The sequence below is a fragment of the Nonomuraea guangzhouensis genome (assembly GCF_019396345.1).
GTDB lineage: Bacteria > Actinomycetota > Actinomycetes > Streptosporangiales > Streptosporangiaceae > Nonomuraea > Nonomuraea guangzhouensis.
Genome location: NZ_JAHKRM010000015.1, coordinates 113,100 through 130,547 on the forward strand (window position 1 = coordinate 113,100; position 17,448 = coordinate 130,547).

13 protein-coding genes are annotated in these 17,448 nt (G+C 71.1%); 6 read left to right on the forward strand and 7 right to left on the reverse strand.

The window, feature by feature from the left end; all coding sequences use genetic code 11:
• Positions 1-23: 23 nt before the first annotated feature.
• The 3 genes from KME78_RS29865 to KME78_RS29875 form a co-directional block, all read right to left on the reverse strand.
• Positions 24-3,326, reverse strand: coding sequence for a NucA/NucB deoxyribonuclease domain-containing protein (locus KME78_RS29865; protein ID WP_219532722.1), 3,303 nt, complete (start codon positions 3,324-3,326; stop codon positions 24-26).
• 12 nt (positions 3,327-3,338) lie between these two features.
• Positions 3,339-5,630: an Ig-like domain-containing protein gene (locus KME78_RS29870; protein WP_219532723.1), complete on the reverse strand. Its 2,292-nt coding sequence runs from the start codon at positions 5,628-5,630 to the stop codon at positions 3,339-3,341.
• A gap of 162 nt (positions 5,631-5,792) precedes the next feature.
• Positions 5,793-6,623 (reverse strand): helix-turn-helix domain-containing protein, encoded by an 831-nt coding sequence (locus tag KME78_RS29875; protein WP_219532725.1) that lies wholly within the window; start codon positions 6,621-6,623, stop codon positions 5,793-5,795.
• Positions 6,624-6,784: 161 nt separating this feature from the next.
• Here KME78_RS29875 and KME78_RS29880 point away from each other — a divergent pair, with 161 nt between their 5' ends.
• Positions 6,785-7,075: a hypothetical protein gene (locus KME78_RS29880; RefSeq protein WP_219532726.1), complete on the forward strand. Its 291-nt coding sequence runs from the start codon at positions 6,785-6,787 to the stop codon at positions 7,073-7,075.
• 6 nt (positions 7,076-7,081) lie between these two features.
• Here the strand turns inward: KME78_RS29880 and KME78_RS29885 are convergent, their stop codons facing one another.
• The gene (locus KME78_RS29885) at positions 7,082-9,151 is read right to left on the reverse strand and encodes a hypothetical protein (protein ID WP_219532728.1); all 2,070 of its coding nucleotides are present in this window, start codon (positions 9,149-9,151) and stop codon (positions 7,082-7,084) included.
• Positions 9,152-9,274: 123 nt separating this feature from the next.
• Here KME78_RS29885 and KME78_RS29890 point away from each other — a divergent pair, with 123 nt between their 5' ends.
• The 4 genes from KME78_RS29890 (at position 9,275) to KME78_RS29905 (ending at position 14,612) form a co-directional block, all read left to right on the forward strand.
• A complete protein-coding gene (locus KME78_RS29890) occupies positions 9,275-12,091 on the forward strand; it encodes a CHAT domain-containing protein (protein ID WP_219532729.1) in 2,817 nt (938 codons plus the stop codon).
• Positions 12,092-12,112: 21 nt separating this feature from the next.
• Entirely contained in the window at positions 12,113-12,634 is a 522-nt protein-coding gene (locus KME78_RS29895; protein WP_219532730.1) for a hypothetical protein, read from the forward strand.
• A 1-nt stretch (position 12,635) separates the two neighbouring features.
• A complete protein-coding gene (locus tag KME78_RS29900; protein WP_219532731.1) occupies positions 12,636-14,222 on the forward strand; it encodes a hypothetical protein in 1,587 nt (528 codons plus the stop codon).
• Between the two features lie 174 nt (positions 14,223-14,396).
• On the forward strand, positions 14,397-14,612 hold the full coding sequence (locus KME78_RS29905) for a hypothetical protein (protein WP_219532732.1): 216 nt from the start codon (positions 14,397-14,399) through the stop codon (positions 14,610-14,612).
• Positions 14,613-14,680: 68 nt separating this feature from the next.
• Here KME78_RS29905 and KME78_RS66390 read toward each other — a convergent pair whose 3' ends face one another.
• The 3 genes from KME78_RS66390 to KME78_RS29915 all read right to left on the reverse strand — a co-directional run bounded on the left by KME78_RS66390 (position 14,681) and on the right by KME78_RS29915 (position 15,937).
• Entirely contained in the window at positions 14,681-14,809 is a 129-nt protein-coding gene (locus tag KME78_RS66390; RefSeq protein WP_281428900.1) for an aromatic-ring hydroxylase C-terminal domain-containing protein, read from the reverse strand.
• The gene (locus KME78_RS29910; protein ID WP_219532733.1) at positions 14,806-15,060 is read right to left on the reverse strand and encodes a hypothetical protein; all 255 of its coding nucleotides are present in this window, start codon (positions 15,058-15,060) and stop codon (positions 14,806-14,808) included. Before KME78_RS29910 ends, KME78_RS66390 begins: the two co-directional genes overlap by 4 nt.
• A 127-nt stretch (positions 15,061-15,187) precedes the next feature.
• Positions 15,188-15,937 (reverse strand): TetR/AcrR family transcriptional regulator, encoded by a 750-nt coding sequence (locus KME78_RS29915; RefSeq protein ID WP_219532734.1) that lies wholly within the window; start codon positions 15,935-15,937, stop codon positions 15,188-15,190.
• Positions 15,938-16,059: 122 nt separating this feature from the next.
• On the opposite strand from KME78_RS29915, the gene KME78_RS29920 reads away from it, so the two are divergent.
• Positions 16,060-17,442, forward strand: a complete 1,383-nt coding sequence (locus KME78_RS29920; RefSeq protein WP_219532735.1) for a serine hydrolase domain-containing protein — start codon at positions 16,060-16,062, stop codon at positions 17,440-17,442.
• Positions 17,443-17,448: the final 6 nt, after the last annotated feature.

The window sequence follows — 17,448 nt, forward strand, 5'->3', positions numbered from 1 at the left end:
TCACGTGATGGCCGCCCGAAGTGCTAGTTGGAGTTGTCCGGCCACGACGCCGGCACGTTGTTCAGGAACAAGGACTTGCCGCTCAGGGGCTCACACCACACGCCGCGGTCGCCCGTGCAGAAGTCGTCCCGCTCGTAGCCGGACCAGTTGGCGATCGGTCCGGAGCCGTCCGGCCCGGCGAGGTGCTTCCAGGTCGGCAGCGTGCCGTCGAGGAGCGTGCTGCCGAAGGAGTACATCCGTGTGCGGTCGGGATAGTAGGTGATGGATGCGTTGTTGCTGGAATCGAGCTGTTTTTTCATGATGTTGTTGAAGAAGATGTTGTTGTAGCCGGACGATCCCGACCACTTCACCGCCTTCTTCCCGGCGGCCCACCAGATCGGGTACCACTGCGAGTCGTCCGGCGGGCTCCCGCCCTCGTCGCCGCAGTTGCTGTAGCAACTGCCCGGCCGGTGCCCGTAGGGCGTGTTGACCCGGTTGAGCTCGAAGATGTTGTTACGTTCCCAGCCGCCGTGCAGGTTGAGGTCGGAGTCGAAGTCGTTGCCGATGGCCACGTTGCCGGACGCCGACCACTGGAAGGTGAAGTGCCGCAGGTTACGGGTGGCGTTGCCGGCGTACACCGAGTCCCAGACGCGGGAGCCGCGGAAGTAGCCGTTGCCGCCCTTGCCCTTGTTCCACGCGCCTTCCAGGTAGTTGTTGATCACCGAGAGGTTCTTGGCCTCCTCGGTCACGATGGCGTGGGAACCGGTCATGTACGACCGGACCCCCTTGATCCACCCGTTGATCGCCCACTTCAGCACGATGCCATGCATCTCCCCGGCCGGATCCATGTTGCCGTAGTTGTGGCTCGCCGAGGCGGGCTCCTCGGAGGGCAGGTCCTGGGTGAAGTACAGGTTCTCGATCCCCACTCCCAGGACCGGATCGACGATCGGCGACGCCTTGGAGTCGAAGGGCTTGTCGAGCCCGGGAATGGGGGCCGAGCCATCGGAGGTGGAGTTGACCGGCACGTCGTACTCCAGCGGCTTGTCCAGCGTGATGGTCTTGCCGTTGACCGCCGTGATCTTGAAGATCTGCTGCCGCATGTGCAGGTTCTGCAGTTCGTGCTCGGTCGGCACGGCCGCCATCTGCTGGTAGAACTTCATCGTGTTGGCGGCGCGGATGTTCACGTACGCGCCGGCCTTGAAGTTCTGCATGATCTTGCTGTTGGTGTTGTCGGCCAGGGCGATCTCCATGTCGCCTGTCCGCGCGGCGAGTCCCTCACCCCACTTCGCGCTCTCCTTCAGCTTCGCGCCGACCTTCCAGTGCACGTTCACCGTGCCTTCGAGGATGTCCTTGCGGTTCTGCGGCGCCGCCTTCCAGCCGTTCTCGTAGTCGGGATGGCGCTCCCTGGCCTGCACCCGGAACAGGCCGCGCCCCGGCCAGATCCAGCCGCCGGGGGCGGGGTCGGCGTTGCCGTCTCCGCGATCGACGGTCATCGCGTCCTCGTCCCAGTCCGATCCGTCCGGGGTGAGCTTGTCGTAGCGGGTGTTGGCATCGGGGGTGTAGACGATGCGGGTGCCGGCGTTGGGATCGGAGCCCTCGCCGCGCAGCACGGTGTAGTCGGCGTCCACGTAGATCTGGTGGGTCACGTTGAGCGTGCCCGCCGGAAGGGTGATCTGGCTGAGTTTGTGATAGCCGGCGGTCGGTGAGCATGCGCTCTTGATGTGGTCGATGGCGTTCTGGATGCCGCCGGTGTCGTCCTGCCCGTCGTTGGGTCGCACACCGTACTGGCTCTGCATGGCGGCGGAGGTGATGGCGCACGCGCCGTTCGGGTTGAAGTCCCCGGCGCCGGGCAGGTCGCCGCCCTCCAGGTAGCCGGCCTTGGACCAGTCGCGCAGGCCGATCTGGAGACTGCGGCGGTTCCCCGCGGACAGGTCCAGGTCCTTCAGCGGCGTGGGCGGGGAGATGTACAGGTCGGGGTAGCCGCACTTGTGATCGGCGTTGGGCGACCAGGCGCGGGGCGAGACCGCGTTGTACCTACCGGTGATCTGAACGTAGAACGGGTCGCCCTTCTCCGTGGGATCGGCGGGGTTGTCGATCTTCAGGACGTGGTGGTTCTGGTAGAAGAGATTCAGGTTGGTACCGCCCTTGCTGTTCTGGGCCTTGTCGATCATCCGGCACGAGTAGCCCTTATCCGCGGCCGCGCCCTCTCCCGTGGAGTTGAAGGGATATTCGTCGCAGCTGTCGAGGCCGCCCGGCGGCCGCGGCAGTGCGTCTGGGCAGGCCTTATTCCGGTTTTCGCCGTCTTTGGAGCCACGCGTGAGTGGGACGCCGCCCGGCTCGCCGGGGGTGGGGCCCCCGTCGTCCATACCGGGTACGCCGCGCCGTCGCTGGGCGTCGCGGATGTGCAGCGCGTGTTCCTGCACCTCTCTGTCGTCGAGGGCGAAGGTCATGACGTCGGGCTGCTGCGGGAACACGCAGCCGGCGTCCTTGATGACGGGGTCGAGCCCGTCGCAGCGGATGTCCGGCTCGGTGGCCAGCACCGACGTCGTGGGCTGATCCGGGTGGTCCGGGAAGACGATCTCCACCCGGCCGATCACCGTCGCCCAGGACACCTCGCCGCTCCGGTCCGTCACGACGGTGTCGGTGATCCAGGTGCCGGTGACGGGGGTGTCGTACACCAGGGCGTTCGTGGGCAGGCCGTCGCCGCGCGGGAACTCCTTGTAGTTGCTTCCGTCGTCGAGCACCCTCGGGCAGGAGGGCTTGATGCCGCGCTTCTCGCAGTAGAGCGCCTTGGCCGCGACGCCGGCGCCGTCCACCTCCCCCCAACTGCCCAGCGGGATCGCGACGACCTCGATCTGGTACGTCCAGGTGCCCATGGCGCGGCCGTCGGCGTTCGTGTCGGCGTGCCAGTACTGCGTGACGAAGTAGTTGAGCTGGCCCACCTGCCTGGTGCGGTCGGGGCTGAAGACCTTGGCCGCCTGCAGCGGGGATCGCGCGCACACCTCGACGCGGCTGATGTACTGCCAGGCGCCCTCCGGCGGGGCCGCGCACCCGGCGGGCAGACTGCTCGTGGCCGTGCGCGCCGCCTTCGTGGTGGCGGCTTTCGGCCTCGTACAGCCGCCTTTGTGCTCCCCGAACAGCTTCGCGGCCGCGGCGGAGCAGCCGTCGTGCACCTTGAGCCGGGAGCCGGCCCGTGGCGTGTCCCAGTCCTTGTCGGCCGCGGGAACGCCGCTGGTGGTCTTGGTGGGAGTGGTGAGTGGCGGTGCGGGCTCGGCCGCTGACACACCGGTCAGCAGGGAGAGGAGGAGAAGTAATACGGCGAAAACTGCGGATAAGCGGTGTAACACCCTGTCGGCTCCTTAGGGGATGACGGTGAGGAAGAGGGACGACCGCGTGTCGGTCCCGGTGGCGTCCACGCCGTGGCCGCCGGTGTAGTCACGCCGCTCGTTGCCGGCCCAGTCGGTGATCGTGACGCCGCCGACGTCGAGGTGCTGCCAGCCGCTCCCGTTCCAGCCGAAGCGGTAGATCGTCGTGGGGCTCGGGTAGTAGTCCTCGTACGCCGCGGCCGGCCCGTCGGCCTGCTTCTTCAGCACGTTGTCGAACAGCACGTTGTTCGGCCCCGACGCGCCGGACCACTTGACCGCCTTGGGACCGGCCGACCAGTAGACGGGGAACCACGTGCCGTCGTCCGTACCGCCGCCCTCGCCCCCGCAGCGCGCGGAGCAACTGCCGGACCTGTGGTCGTAAGGGACAGTGCTCCGGTTGAGCTCGAAGAGGTTGTTGCGCTCCCAGCCGCCGTGCAGGTTGAGGTCGGAGTCGAACTTGTTGCCGATCGCCACGTTGCCGGAGGCCGACCACTGGAAGGTGAAGTGCCGCAGGCCGGTGGTGGTGTTGCCGGCGTAGACCGAGTCCCAGACGCGCGATCCGCGCAGGTAGCCGTTGCCGCCCTTGCCCTTGTTCCACGCGCCGTCGAGGGTGTTGTCGACCACCGACAGGTTCTTGGCCTCCTCGGTGACGATCGGGTGCGACCCGGTCATGCGCATGCGGACGCCCTTGATCCAGGCGTCGGCCGCGTGCTTGACGACGATGCCGTGCATCTCGGCGGCGGGCGCCATGTTGCCGTAGTTGTGCACGGCGGTCTGCTCGTCCAGGCCGGGCATGTCCTGGGTGAGGAAGAGGTTCGCGAAGCCGACGCCCACCACCGGGTCGATCAGCGGCGCGACCTTGGAGGCGTACACGGTGTTGTCGATGGCCGCCGAGCCGTCCGAGGTCGAGTCGACCGGCACGTCGAATTCGAGGGGCTTGTCGAGCTGCACGGTCTTCGCGGTGGTGTCGACCGCCTTGACCTTGAAGATCTGCTGCCGCATGTGCAGGTTCTCCATGTCGCCGCTGCCGGCGGGCACGGTCATCTGCGCGTAGAAGTTGCGCGTGTTGGCCGCGCGCACGTTGACGTAGCCGCCCACCTTGATGCCGGCCATCAGCGCCGACGAGGTGCTCGTGCTCAGGTAGACCGTGTCCTGGCCGGTCTTGCCGGCGAATCCCGGCACACCCGGCATGGCGCGCAGCTTGACCCCCGAGACCCAGTGCGCGTTGACCGTGCCCTCGAACAGGTCCTTGCGGTTGGCCGGGGCGTCGTCGTAGGTCTCGTCGTCCTCGTCGGCGGTGCCCGCGCCGGGGCATCCGGCCTGCGTGCCGACCCGGTACTGGGGCGCCACGCACCGCGACTCGACCCGGAACAGCCCGCGGCCCGGCCACAGCCAGCCGCCGTTGGCGCTGCCCCACTTCATCGCGGACTGGTCCCAGTCGGAGCCGTCGGAGGTCAGCGTGTCGTACAGGGTGGCGGGGCCGGGCCGGTAGACGATCTTGGTTCCGGTGGCCGGGTCGGCGCCGGCACCGGAGATCACCAGGTAGTCGGCGTCCACCTTGATCTCGCCGGTCACCAGCAGTTCGCCCTGGGGGAGCTGGATGGAGCTGAGCCGGTCCGGGGCTGCGGTGAAGGAGCACTGCGTCCGTACGGAGTCGATCGCCGCCTGCAGCCCCGGGGTGTCGTCGCCGCCGTCGCCGGGGATCACGCCGTACGTGGTGGCCAGCACCGCGGGGGTCAGGCGGCAGGTGGTGTCGGTGGTGTAGTCCGCCGAGCCGGGGAGGGGCGCGCCTTCCCGGTAGCCCGCCTTGGACCAGTCGTACAGGCCTGCCACGGGAGCACGGCGGTTCGCGGCCGTCAGATCAAGGCCGGTGCGCGCCTCACCGTCAGTTGGCGGCGTGGGCGTGACGGTCGGTGTCGGAGTAGGGGTGGGGGTCGGGGTGGGCGGCTGTGTGGTGACCGTGAACGTGGCCTCGGTGGAGACCGTGGTCCCGGCCGCGCTCCATCTCGCCTTGAGCTCATGGCCGCCGGTCGAGGCGTTCACCGTCCACTGGTACGGGGCGGTCGTGTCCTTGCCGAGGTAGGTGTTGTCCAGCAGGAACTTCACGCCGTCGGTCACCGCGCCCGGATCGACCAGATCCGCGGTGAAGGGCGCGGTCACACTGCCCCCGGCCAGCGCAACCCCGTTCACCGCGAGGTACGGGCCATCGGCCCAGGCGATCGGCACCATGCCCAAGCCGAAGACGGCCACCAAGGCGGCCACCGGCCGCCAGCGAAACCTGAACACGTGGGAAGTCCTTCCTGTCGGGAGAGCGCGGTTCACGAGCGTGTGAATCGTCGCCGCCCCGGCGAGGGAAGTACATCGATCACCCAGTACGCGGGACACCGCGGAACGGCCCCACCTTCGACCTGCAGGGACACGCGGAGAACCGGGAAATCCTGGGACGCTTCAGCGCCCCGCGCCCACGCACTTCCTGGCGCCGCTGGTGAGTTCGGCGCAGGCGTAGCCCACCTCCGGGCCGGCCGCGGCGACCATGGGCGTGGCGGCGCCGGAGCCGGAGCGGTCCTTGCCCTTGGCCTCCGCACCGCCGTCACCGGTGACGGCGACCCGGTCGTAGCGGCGCGCGCCGGCCAGCACGCCCCACGCGGCCCGGCACACCGCGCTGTAGCGCAGTTCGAGCCGCGCGTAGTCCACCTGGACCGACGCGGTGACGACCGCGTCGCGAGCACAGCCCAGGGGCTCCGCCACCCGCCCGGTGCACTCGCGCGCCTGGCAGCTGCCCGCAGGCGTGGGGGTACGCGACCCGGCCGGCGCGGCCACGGGACGGGAGATCGCACCGGTCAGCACCGCGACCACCAACCCGATGGCCAACACCGTGATCCCCATGGCGAACATCGCGAGCCACCGTCGCCTCGGCGGGGCGTCCCTGACCACCCCGAAGGGCCTGGTCGGCTCCGCGTCATGTTCCTGGTGAGAGCCGTCGTCGGTCACCCCGTACGGCCCCTCGCCGCCCCGGCCTCCCGCCTCGGCGGCCAGCTCCCACAGCGCGCGCAGCCGGGCCTGGTCGGCGTCGGCCAGCTCGCCCAGCGCGGCGACCACCGCGTACGGGGCGAGGGCCTGGCCGTTGAGGTACCGGCTCCACGCCGACTTGCTGCACGCGGTCTTCTTCGCCAGTTGCCCCAGGCTCAGCCCGGTCCGGTCCTTCATGACCCGCAGTTCGCCGGTGAGGTGCCGCATCTCCGGACTCAGCGAATCCGCCAGCGGTCGCCAGGCGCTCACGCATCCCCCCGTCCCCCGCGCGCGAACTCGTGGGCGTCGTGGACTGATGTCGAGCCGATGATATTCGGAGAATTCACTCGGTATCGGGCAGCCATCCGCCCGGGAAGCACTAAGGAACTGAGGCATGATCGCTGGGGTGCGGCTCACCACATCGATTCACCGTGGCCGAGCACATCGAACTGCTGGCGCTGGCGGACTGCGTCGCTCGCACCGTGCGCCATCCCTTCAACGTCCACCACGCACTGCTGGCCGGGGTCACCTGGGCCGATATCGCCCGCATCGTCGACTCCGACGAGCCGACCGTCCGGCGGGACTACCAGCAGTCGGCTGACGACCAGTACGAACTCCACCAGCGCTACCCTGACCGCGGCATGACCGCCGACGAGCACGCCGCCGCGACCGCCAGAGCCGCCGAGGGGAGTGGGGACCCGGCTGGGGATCCTGTCCCATGAGGTCGGTCAATCGGCGGTGCGCGGGTCCGCGGGCACGACTTCGCCGACGGTGCCCAGCAGGCGGCGCAGCTCGTCGTACTCGATCGGGCGCCCGAGCCGCAGGGCGGCGTACTCGCCTGCGGCGCCGCCCTGCGCGGCGAGTTCGGCGCAGGCCGCGTGCCACTCGTCGCGGGCCTTCCGCACGGCCTGGGCTGCGCTGGGGCTCACGGGGTCCGACAAGTCACGGAGCCGGACATAGGTGTCATACGCCTCACGCTCCGCGGCGGATCCTTCGGCGGGCGGCGGCAGCCGCTCACCGAGCAGTTCGAGGAAGACCCGGGAGCGGCCCAGCTCGGAGAACTGCCAGGCGGTGACCACCGTGCCGCCGTCTCCGGGCGCCGATGGCGTGGCCGAGGCGAACAGCCACACACCCAGGTCGTACAGGCCGCTGATCGAGCCGCCCGCACTGATCCGCAGGTCGGGGCTGAGGGCGCGCCCGCGCACGTCCTCCGCCGAGCGCACCGCCTCAAGCAGGCTGTCCCTCGCCACCTCCATGTCGCCCACGGACCTGGCGAGCTGGGACAGCCCCGTCAGCGCGTTCATCTCCCAGGTCACCTGCCCGGCTGCGCGGGCGCGCAGTGCGGCCTCGGCGAAGAGCGCGGCGGCCTCGGCGGGGCGGCCCTCGGTCACGAGATCGTCGGCGCGCAGCGCGAGATCGCGGATGGGGTTGCCCCAAGCGGGGAAGGGCGCGGGAGTGCGTCGGGAGAGCCACGAGCGCAGCTGCTTGTCCAGGTTCGTGTGCCCGCGCACGCCCATCAGCAGCGCGAAGGGATGGTTGTTGAACGTGAGCGCCTGCTCCTTCCCCCAGGCCAGCCTCTCCCCGATCCCGCCGCGGGGGATCGCCATGGCCCGCGCCTCCAGCCGGCGTGCGCCCTCCTCGTCGCCGCGCTGCTGCGTGATCACCGCCAGGCCCATGAGCGCGTTCCTGAGCAGGTACGGGCTGTCGTCCGGCGAGAGGAGCTCGTGGTCCAGCTCCACCGAGCCGAGCCCGTGCCTGGTGATCAGGCGGCTCCAGGCGGTGTGCCGGGCCTGGGCCGCCATCCGCGGCAGGCCCAGGGCGGAGAAGCGGCGGCCGCACTCCCGCCAGGTGGCTAGCACCTCGTCCTCCAGCCCGAGATACTGGTAGATCTCCGCCCGCAGCCACAGACAGCACGTGCGCTGGATCTCCTGGTGCCGGGCCAGCCGCCGGGTGGTCCGCGGCACGACCTCCGCGTCGACCAGGTCCAAAGCGAGCTCGGCCAGCTCGACGCGCCGCAGCGCCGCCTCGGCGGACACGGAGCCGACGGTGAGCCGCGCGTCCAGCAGCAGCGCGGAGATCAACGCGTAGTCGGGCCTGCGGCGGCGGGTCAGGAAACCGTCGTGGAGCCACTCGCCGAGATTAACGGCCGTGATCATCCGTACGTCCGACTGCTGTGCCTGGGGAGCGCCGACGGCGACCCTGTGGAGCGTCTCGGCCGTCTCCACCAGGCATAGGGCGAACGCGGGCACGGCCAGCCGGGGGTCGGGGTGCGCCACGTACGCCAGCAGGAACGGCGTCCACGCGTAACGCAGCAGCACGGTCGCCAGCATCGAACAGAGCGCCAGCGGGGCCCGCAGGGCTTTCGGCACCCTGGCCACGGCGCGGAAGGTGCCGACCCCGACCTGCAGCAGCAGCACGGCGGCCACCAGGAACACCCCGTCGAACGCCGTGGCCCAGGCCGTCCTCGCCCAGGCCGAGGCCAGCCACTCTCCGGCAGGGGAGAACGCCAGCAGCGCGCCGGCCGCGAGCACGATGATCTCGCCCCAGCGCCGCAGCCGGGCCTGCTTACGGATCAGGCCGCGCCAGACCGCCATCCTGCTCGCCACATGCCCACTGACCAGCAGCCCGGCCAGCAGGGGCAGCCATGCGGCGCCCTCGCCCGTGTGGGCCGCCGCCCACCCGCCGAGCGCGGCAGGCGTCACGCAGGCGACCCGCCGTGCGAACGCTGACACCCGGTCGGCCCACTCCGGCGGCCGGATCAGCAGGCCGTGGTCAGGTAACGCGCGCTTGTCACCCACCCGAGCGATTTCCCCGCGAACGCCGCCGTTCACGCCCGATCACGAATGCGTATCTCGCCCTTCTCAGAACGATCCGGCGGGGATAGCTTCTGCGTGGCGGCGAAAGAACCAGCGCGGAGGGCCATGCCACGGCGTTTGCGTGTCCGGACCGGCGACCCCTGGACGCCCAACCTGGCCCGTGCGCGGCGGCGTCTGGCACGCGGGCGGCCGGAGGACGCGGCCCGCGAATACCGGCAGGCGTGCAGAATCGCCGACGGCAGGCGCGCCGAGCCGGCCGTCAGATCCGCGCTGCGGCAGTGGCTCGGGCTGGCGTTGCTGAAGGCGGGCCGGGGCCAGGAGGCGTTGCGGGCGCTGACCCAGGCCTGTGAGCTGCTGGGCGCCGACTCCGGGACGGCGGAGCAGTACGCGAGCATCCTGGACACCCTCGGCCTGGTGCGGCGCGACCTTGGGCAGCTCGCCGCGGCCGAGGAGTCCCACCGGCAGGCCCTGGACCTGTTCAGGCGGAGCGGCTCACACGAGGGAACCGTGCGGGCCGTCGTCAACCTCGCCGTCGCGGTCAAGGACCAGGGGCGTCTCACCGAGGCACGCGGGCTGCTTGCCGACATCGAGCCCGCGGCCCGCGACTGCGACGACCCGGCGCTGCTTGGGCACACGCTGCTCACCCTGGGTCTCGTCCACGAACTGCTCAACGAGCCGGCGCCGGCGGAACGGCTGGCCAGGCAGGCGGTCGAGGCCTACCGCGCGGCGGGCGACAGGGAGAGCGAGGCGGCCGCCACGCACAACGTGGGCCGTGTGCTGGACTCGGGCGGGCGGCACCGCGAGGCCATGGAATGCTTCGCCACTTCCCTGAAGATCAATCTGGAGATCGGCGCAGAACTGGGCGTCTCCGACGACCTCGGCGCCATGGCATCGCTGTTCCAGCTCGCCCGGCAGTACGACGAGGCTCGCCGCATGCATGAGCGCGCGCTGGACATCCAGCGCAGGGCGGGTTACCGGCGCGCGGTCGTGGCCACCCTCTGCGACCTGGGACTGCTGGCACGCGACCAGGACGACCTCCCCCTCGCGCGCCACCACCTGCAGGAGGCGCTGCGGGAGGCCGAGACGCTCGCCGCCCCGCACACCGTCTATGAGACGCGCGTCCTGCTGGCGGAGATCAGCATGCTGGAGGGGGACTACGCGCAGGCGCGTGTGGGCTACCTGGCCGCAGCGGAGGCGATGGGTGACGCCAGGCGGGCGCTGCTCGACGAGGCGGACGCCGTCACCTACTTCAGCGAGTCCCGTCTCGACGCCCTCGGCATGCTGGTCCGGCTCTCGCTCCACCTGCGCGACAGGGCGGGCGCACTCGAATGGGCGGACGCCGCGCGCGGTCAGGAGCTCGTACGCAGGCTGGCCTGGACCGCCCTGGCCGCGCCACCCGGCGCGCCGGAGGCGATCCTCGCCGAGGAGGCCGAGACCCGCCGCCTCCTGCGCACGCACGAGGCGGACCTGCGCGGCGGCGGATCCGCGGACGCGGCGCTGCTGACGGACTACAGGCAGACTTTGTCGCGCCTGCACCGGCTGGAGGACCGGCTCGTCGAGCTGGCTCCCGAGTACGTGTCGATGCGCCGGGGAGAACGCCTCGGCTGGAACGGCATCACCGCCCTGCTGACTCCGGCCCCTTCCCAGGACGGGCCAGAGGGGATCGACGCCATGGCTCGTCTGGTGCTGGCCGAGTACCACGTGACCGACCACGAGACCTATGTCTTCGGCGTGACGGCCGACGCGCCGGAGCCGCAGGTCGTCACCGTGGACGTGACCCGAGCCGAGCTCCGCGAGCTGGCCGGGTCTGCCGGGGACACCCTGGCCCGCGACAGGACCGGCCTCGGCGCGCACCTCGCGGACGATCGACTGGTGCGGCTGCTCGCGCCGGTGGCCCGGTGGGCCGAGCCGGGGGACGTGGTCTACCTGGTGCCGCACGACTCGCTTCACCTGCTGCCCCTGCAGGCCGTGCTCGTCGAGGGCGTCCCGCTGATCGACCGCAACCCGGTCGTGTTCGTGCCGTCGGCCTCCGTGCTGCGCTACTGCCAGGCCAAGCGGAAGGCCAGCCGCGCGACCGCGCTCATCGTCGCCGCGCCGCCCGAAGAGCATCCGCTGGCCTTCGCCAGGGAGCAGGCGCTGCTCGTATCGGAGACGCTCGGCGGCCAGGAGGTGCTGGCGGCGGTCGATGCCTCCCGCGAGAGCCTGTTAGCCCGGTTCGCCGTACCCGGGCAGGCGCCGGACATCCTCCACTTCGCCACGCACGGCGTGTTCGACCGCGAGGACCCGATGCGGTCCGGGATCGAGCTCGCGGACGGCAGACTGACCGCGGCGGACATCCTCGGGCTCCGGCTCGACGTGGACCTGGTGACACTGGCGGCCTGCGAGACCGGCGTGAGCCAGAGCCGCCCGGGAGACGAGCTGATCGGCCTGACCAGGGCGCTGCTGTACGCGGGCGCGCCCTCGGCACTGGTCGCCCTGTGGCGCGTGGACGAGTTGTCGACCAGCATGTTGTTCGGCGAGTTCTACGCGGCGTTGCGATCCGGCTCGCCGAAGGCCGAGGCCCTGCGCAGGGCGCAGCTGTGGTTGCGCGACAGAACGATCGCCGACGTGCTCGACTACGCGCGCGGCGCTCGCCGGCGCCTGGCGCGCGACCCCAGGGCGCTGGCCGCCGTCAGGCTGGAGGAGGCGCGGCTGCGCCTGGCGGCGGGCGACTACTCCGCGGCGGCCGGTCTGTTCCGCGACCTCGTCGCCTGCCCCGACCTGGACGAGGAGCAGCGGCAGGGCGCGGAGGTGGGCATGCTGCAGGCCACACTCGTCATGGGCACGGGCACGGACGTGGGTGCGGCACCGGACTTCGGCGTGCCCGCGTTCGCCGATCCCTACCACTGGGCGCCGTTCGCGCTGATCGGCGACTGGCTCTGATCACGGCAGGAGGGGGAATGCGTGGAGCGGCAACGGCCGGTCGAGGAGTTGATGACCGGTGACTTCACCGTCGCCGAGGTGGCGGACGGTGGGCCGGGGTTCACGGTCCTGGACGGGCCGGGGTTCACGGTCCTGCTCGGGCCGGACGGTGAGCCCGCCGGGCTCTCCGGCGCGGGCGAGCGGGGACCGGCCTGCGTCGTCGAGGCGGACACTCCGTTCGGCGATGTGCTCGACTCGGCCGACCTGCTGCATGCACTGGTGTCCGGCACACCCGGCCTGGTGATCGTACGAGGGAAGGACGTCGTGGGCGTGGTCAGCGCCGAGGCGATCAAGGCGGAGATCGTCCGCGACACCGCCTCCCGCCTCGTCGCCGGACGGCAGCTCGGCGACGCGCAGCCCCACGGCAGGCGGGCCGCTCCCGGCCCCAGCCGCATCCAGTGCAAGACCTGCGGTGCGACGAACACCTTCCGCCGCTTCAGCCAGGCGACCGCCTACACGTGCCAGCACGGGGATCACGCCTTCGTCCCCTACTGGAGCGCCTGACATGGGCGGACTCGTCGAAGCGGCGTCGGGGGTGGTCGACCGCAGGTTGCTCACCACGACGTTCCTGCCGCTGCTGGCCTTCTTGAGCGCCCTGGCCGCGGTCGCCGTCGGGGGCGTGGGCTGGGCCACAGCGGCGCGCTGGTGGTCGGGGCTCGGCGCGGAGGTGCAGGTCGTCCTGTCGGGGCTGGTCCTCGCGGGCGCGCTGCTGATCAGCCAGCTCGTCGCCGTACGGCGGGCCGGGCTGATCCGGCTCTATGAGGGTTACTGGGACGGCCTGCCGTACGGCGAGTGGTTGGCCGAGCGGTGCCGGCTGCGGTTCATGGCATCCGATGACCAGCGGGGCCCCCTGTACCCCGTGGACGAGTCCCGGCTGATGCCGACCGTGCTGGGCAACATCCTGCGGGGGGCCGAGGACCACAGCCGCGACAGGTACGGCATCGAAGGGGTGACGGCGTGGCCGCGCCTGTACGCGACGCTGCCGGACACCTTTCGGCAGACGTTCGCGGCGGCCGCGGGAGATCTCGACCTCATGGTCACGGTGAGCGGGCTGGGGCTGGCGTTCTCGCTGGTGGGCGGGGTGCTCGGGGCGTTGCTGCTGCCGTGGTACTGGGCGCTGGGGTGCTGCTGGGGCGGGCTGGTGGTCGCGTGGTGGGGGTATCGGGGGGCGGTGCGTGCCGCTGAGCCGTACGGGGAGTTGTTCCGTTCGGCGTTCGACGTGTATCGGTGGACGTTGCTGGACACGATGGGGCTGCGGCGGCCCGCCGAGTACCGTGGCGAGCCGGAGCAGTGGCGGCAGCTGGACAAGCTCTGGGCGGTCGGGGCGGCCGACAGCGAACACGCCACCAGCCTCGGCTACCCGGTCACTGGGCACGCCTCGGAGTCCACGCAGCCCCTTTTGGACCCCTCCGGACCCGTCCTGAGGGCCACCGAGCCCGCTCCGAAGCCCACCGAGCCTGTTCCGGACCCCGCGGCTCCGCGGGACCGCCCGCTCGACGACCTTGCACCTACGGCCGGCGCTTCGTTGAGTGCCTCAGAGGGTGGGCGGAAGGCGAGACCGCCGCGGTTGGGCCCGTGGCTGGTGGCCGTGGCGGCCGTCGCGGGGATCCTCGTCGTCGCGGGCAACCTGGCCGTCCGATCGCCGGGCGGCTGGGTGGCCGCGCGCACGCTGCACCCGTATCAGGTCCTCGCCGCCACCGACGTAAAGGGCCCGTCCGCGGCCGGCGCGGCAGGCCGGTATGTGCTGCGCCAGATCGAGGAGAGCAAGCAGGTGCCTCCGGAAGCCCTGGGCCCTCGTCTGCCCAGCGGCGCCGTCGACGGCAAGACCGTCATCACCCTCCGCCCGGGCCCCGGCCATCTCTACGCCGACGCGGCCGCCCGGGGCACGACGGCCACGCTGCGCCTCGTGCTCCCGCCCGCCACATTGGAGGAAAAGGCGGAATCCCTCACCTTCCCCGGCGTCACCGTCCTCGACCTGTCCGGCGGCGAGCCACGTACGAGCCTGGTGATCGCGCTCCCCGGTGATCGCGTCGAGGAACTGCTCGGCCACGTCGCCGGCAGCGACGTCTACCTCGTCACCACCACCAGCTGACGCCGCCGACGGCGCCATCGCTATGGCCACAGCCACCCTGCACACCGCGCTCCACCAGCGGGCCGGGGGCCGCGGCCAAGTCGTGTGATCGTGGAGGGCTCGCCACCGTTTGGCGGGCAATGCCAGAGGAAACCATCAGCGATTATTCGATGACTCTATGTAATGGGAGTCCACATGCGTCGTCTGGTAGTCACCCTCGTCTCCGTAGCCGCCGCGGGCGCGCTGACACTCGGCTTCGCCGCGACGGCTCAGGCCGCCGCCACCCGCGAGTACATCACCGTCGCCACGTGCGTGTTCGCCGGTGGTGTGGTCGTTCCTGACTGGCTGAGCCCGACCGGACGCACCTGCGTCGGCGGCGGCTACCACGGGTACCCGGTCTTCCCCTACTGACACCCCGCCATGCGAACGGCCCGCCTCCCGCTACTCCGGAGGGCGGACCCGCCTTGTGGGTCGTGGCCTCAGCCTGGGCTGAACCAGCGGGTGGGGGCTGCCTTCAGGTCGTCGAGGTCCGCGCCTGCCCAGGCGACGTAGCCGTCGGGCCGGATGAGCAACGCGGGTGCCGGGGCGTCGTCGGCGGTCGCGGTCACGCGGCGAGGTCGTTCCCGCCGGTGAGGTCGAGAGGCAGGGGGCGGGCGTCGCGCAGGACCTCGGCGAGGCGTCGTTCGCGTCCGTCGCGGGTGGTCAGGTCGATGGGTGGCACGAACCAGCCGGTGGGCGCGGCGGGGTGATTCTCGCCCATGTCGTAGCGGACATCGGCGCCCGCCACCAGCGTGGCGGGCTGCCCGACGTGCCGCGTCCGTCTCGCGTGGTGAACCTGCCGTTGGACCTGGTGCGCCATGACACGTTCATGACGATGCGCGCGGTGCCGGCGGACTCGATCGTCGAGATCGTGGACGAGGTGTGGCTGCCGCTGCTGGGGGTGACCAAGACCCCGCCGACGGCCTCGGCGTGATGCTGATGCTGGGCTATCCCGAACCTTCCGCAGGGGAGAAGTGAGCGGCCAGGCCATGCAGGACGCAGGCGAGTCCGCCGGCGAACTCGTCGTCGCGGGCGGCGCTCAAGTCCTGGTTTCGCTGGGCGGCGTACAGCTTTCGCAGCCGCGGATAATCCTGTACGGCCTGTTCGGCGGCCGGCCATAGGCTGGCGGCCCATTCCTGCTCGGTCTGGCCGCTGCGGGCGAGTGTGGTCAACCAGGCGGCCTCGCCGGTCGACACCCCGATGACGTAGGCCACGACCGTGTTCAGGGCCCGATCGGCCGCTTCCAGGGTGAAGCCCCCCTGCTCGAACGCGGCGAGGACGGCCTCGTTCTGCCGCATCACGTTCGGCCCCAGATAGGCCACGCCCGTCTCACCGAGCACGGAGACGATCCAGGGGTGGCGCAGGACCGTGGCCCGGAGGCTGTGGGCGTAGCGGGTGATGGCCGCCCGCCAGCCCGCGGGGTCGTCGGCGGCCGGCGCCTCGACCTCGCCGTAGACCTGGTCGACGAGTAGTTCGAGCAGCTCGTCCTTGTTGGCCACGTGCGTGTACATCGACGTGGCCCCGGCGTTCAGCCGGATGCCGAGCTTGCGCATGCTCAGGGCGTTGATGCCTTCGGCATCCAGCAGTTCGAGCGCCGCGGACACGATCTGCTCCCGGCTCAGCGGCTGCTGCTGCTCAGGCCGTCGCCGCTGCGGACGAGCCCACACCGACGGGTACGGCTGTTTGTCGGCCGGCATGCGTTCTCCCTCACGACGATCCCGTCCGAACAGTGTACGGCTTGCCCAACGATGTTCTTCCTCCGTACAGTGTGCGGAGCGCCGAACACTGTACGGCGCTTCATCTGAAAGGAGCCGTCCTCATGCCGTCATCGCCATTCGACGCCGACCGCTGGCAGGCGAGGCTTGATGAGCTGCGCGCCGCCCACCACGTGCCGGGGGCCGCCCTGGCGGTGCTGGCCGGCGGGCGAATCCATGAGCTGGCCGGCGGTGTGCTGCACCGGGGGACCGGTGTGGAGGTGACCACGGACTCGGTGTTCCAGTCCGGTTCGATCGCCAAGGTGTACACGGCGACGCTGGTGATGCAGCTCGTCGACTCCGGTGAGCTGCGGCTCGACAGCAGGGTCGCCGACGTCCTGCCGGGCTTCGCGGTCGCCGATGACGAGGTCACGAGGAGCGTGACGATCGGGCAGCTGCTCAGCCATACCAGCGGGATCGCCGGGGACTTCCCCCACGACAGCGGTCGCGGGGACGACTGCCTCGCCCGCTACGTGGCGGCGTGCGCGAGCGTGGGCCAGGATTGCCCGCCGGGGACCGTCGTCTCCTACTGCAGCACCGGGTACGCGATTCTCGGCCGAATCGTGGAGGTGGTCACCGGTCAGACCTGGGACGACGCGTTGCGCGACCGGGTGCTGGCGCCGCTCGGCCTCGAACATTCGATGACCTTGCCGGAGGAGGCGCTGCGGTTCCGGGTGGCGATGAGCCATGTCGGCGAGCTGGGAAAGGACCCGGAGCCGGCACCCGTATGGGACATGTTGCCGCGCTCGGCCGGGCCGTACGGGCGCGTCCTCATCACCGCCGCCGACGTCGTCCGCTTCGCGCGGATGCATCTCGACGGCGGTACCGCGCCCGACGGCACGCGCGTGCTGTCCGCCGAGTCGGCGGCGACGATGCGCCGCCGCGTGGTCGACTGCCTGGACGGATGGTCGTTCATGGCGGCCGGATGGGGCCACGGATGGGCGCTGTACGACTGGGACGGTGTCGCCGGCTACGGTCATGACGGCGCCGCCGGGGGGCAGTTCTCGTACCTGCGTGTCGTGCCTGGCAGTGGCGTCGTCGCCGCGCTGCTGACCAATGGCGGCGGCGCGACCGGCCTGTTCGTCGACCTGTTCCAGGAACTGCTCGGTGAGCTGGCCGGGGTGCGGATGCCCGGCGTCTTCGCTCCCGCCGCGGAACCGCCGCCGGTCGACGTCGCCGCGCTCGCGGGCACGTACGAACGCGAAGGCGTGCGCCTCACGATCGGCGAGCGAGATGGTGCGCCGCGCCTGCGGTTGCAGCTGACCGGCCCGATGGCCGGCTACGCGCCGCCGATGGAGACCGACCTGGTGGCGGTGTCCGACACGGTGCTCGCGATGCCCGGCATCGGCCCCGTCAGCGCGCCGTGGCTGCCACTGGTGTTCGGGACGCTTCCGGATGGCACGCCGTACGTGTATTTCGGCATGCGGGCGGCACCGAAGATCACCTGACGGAGG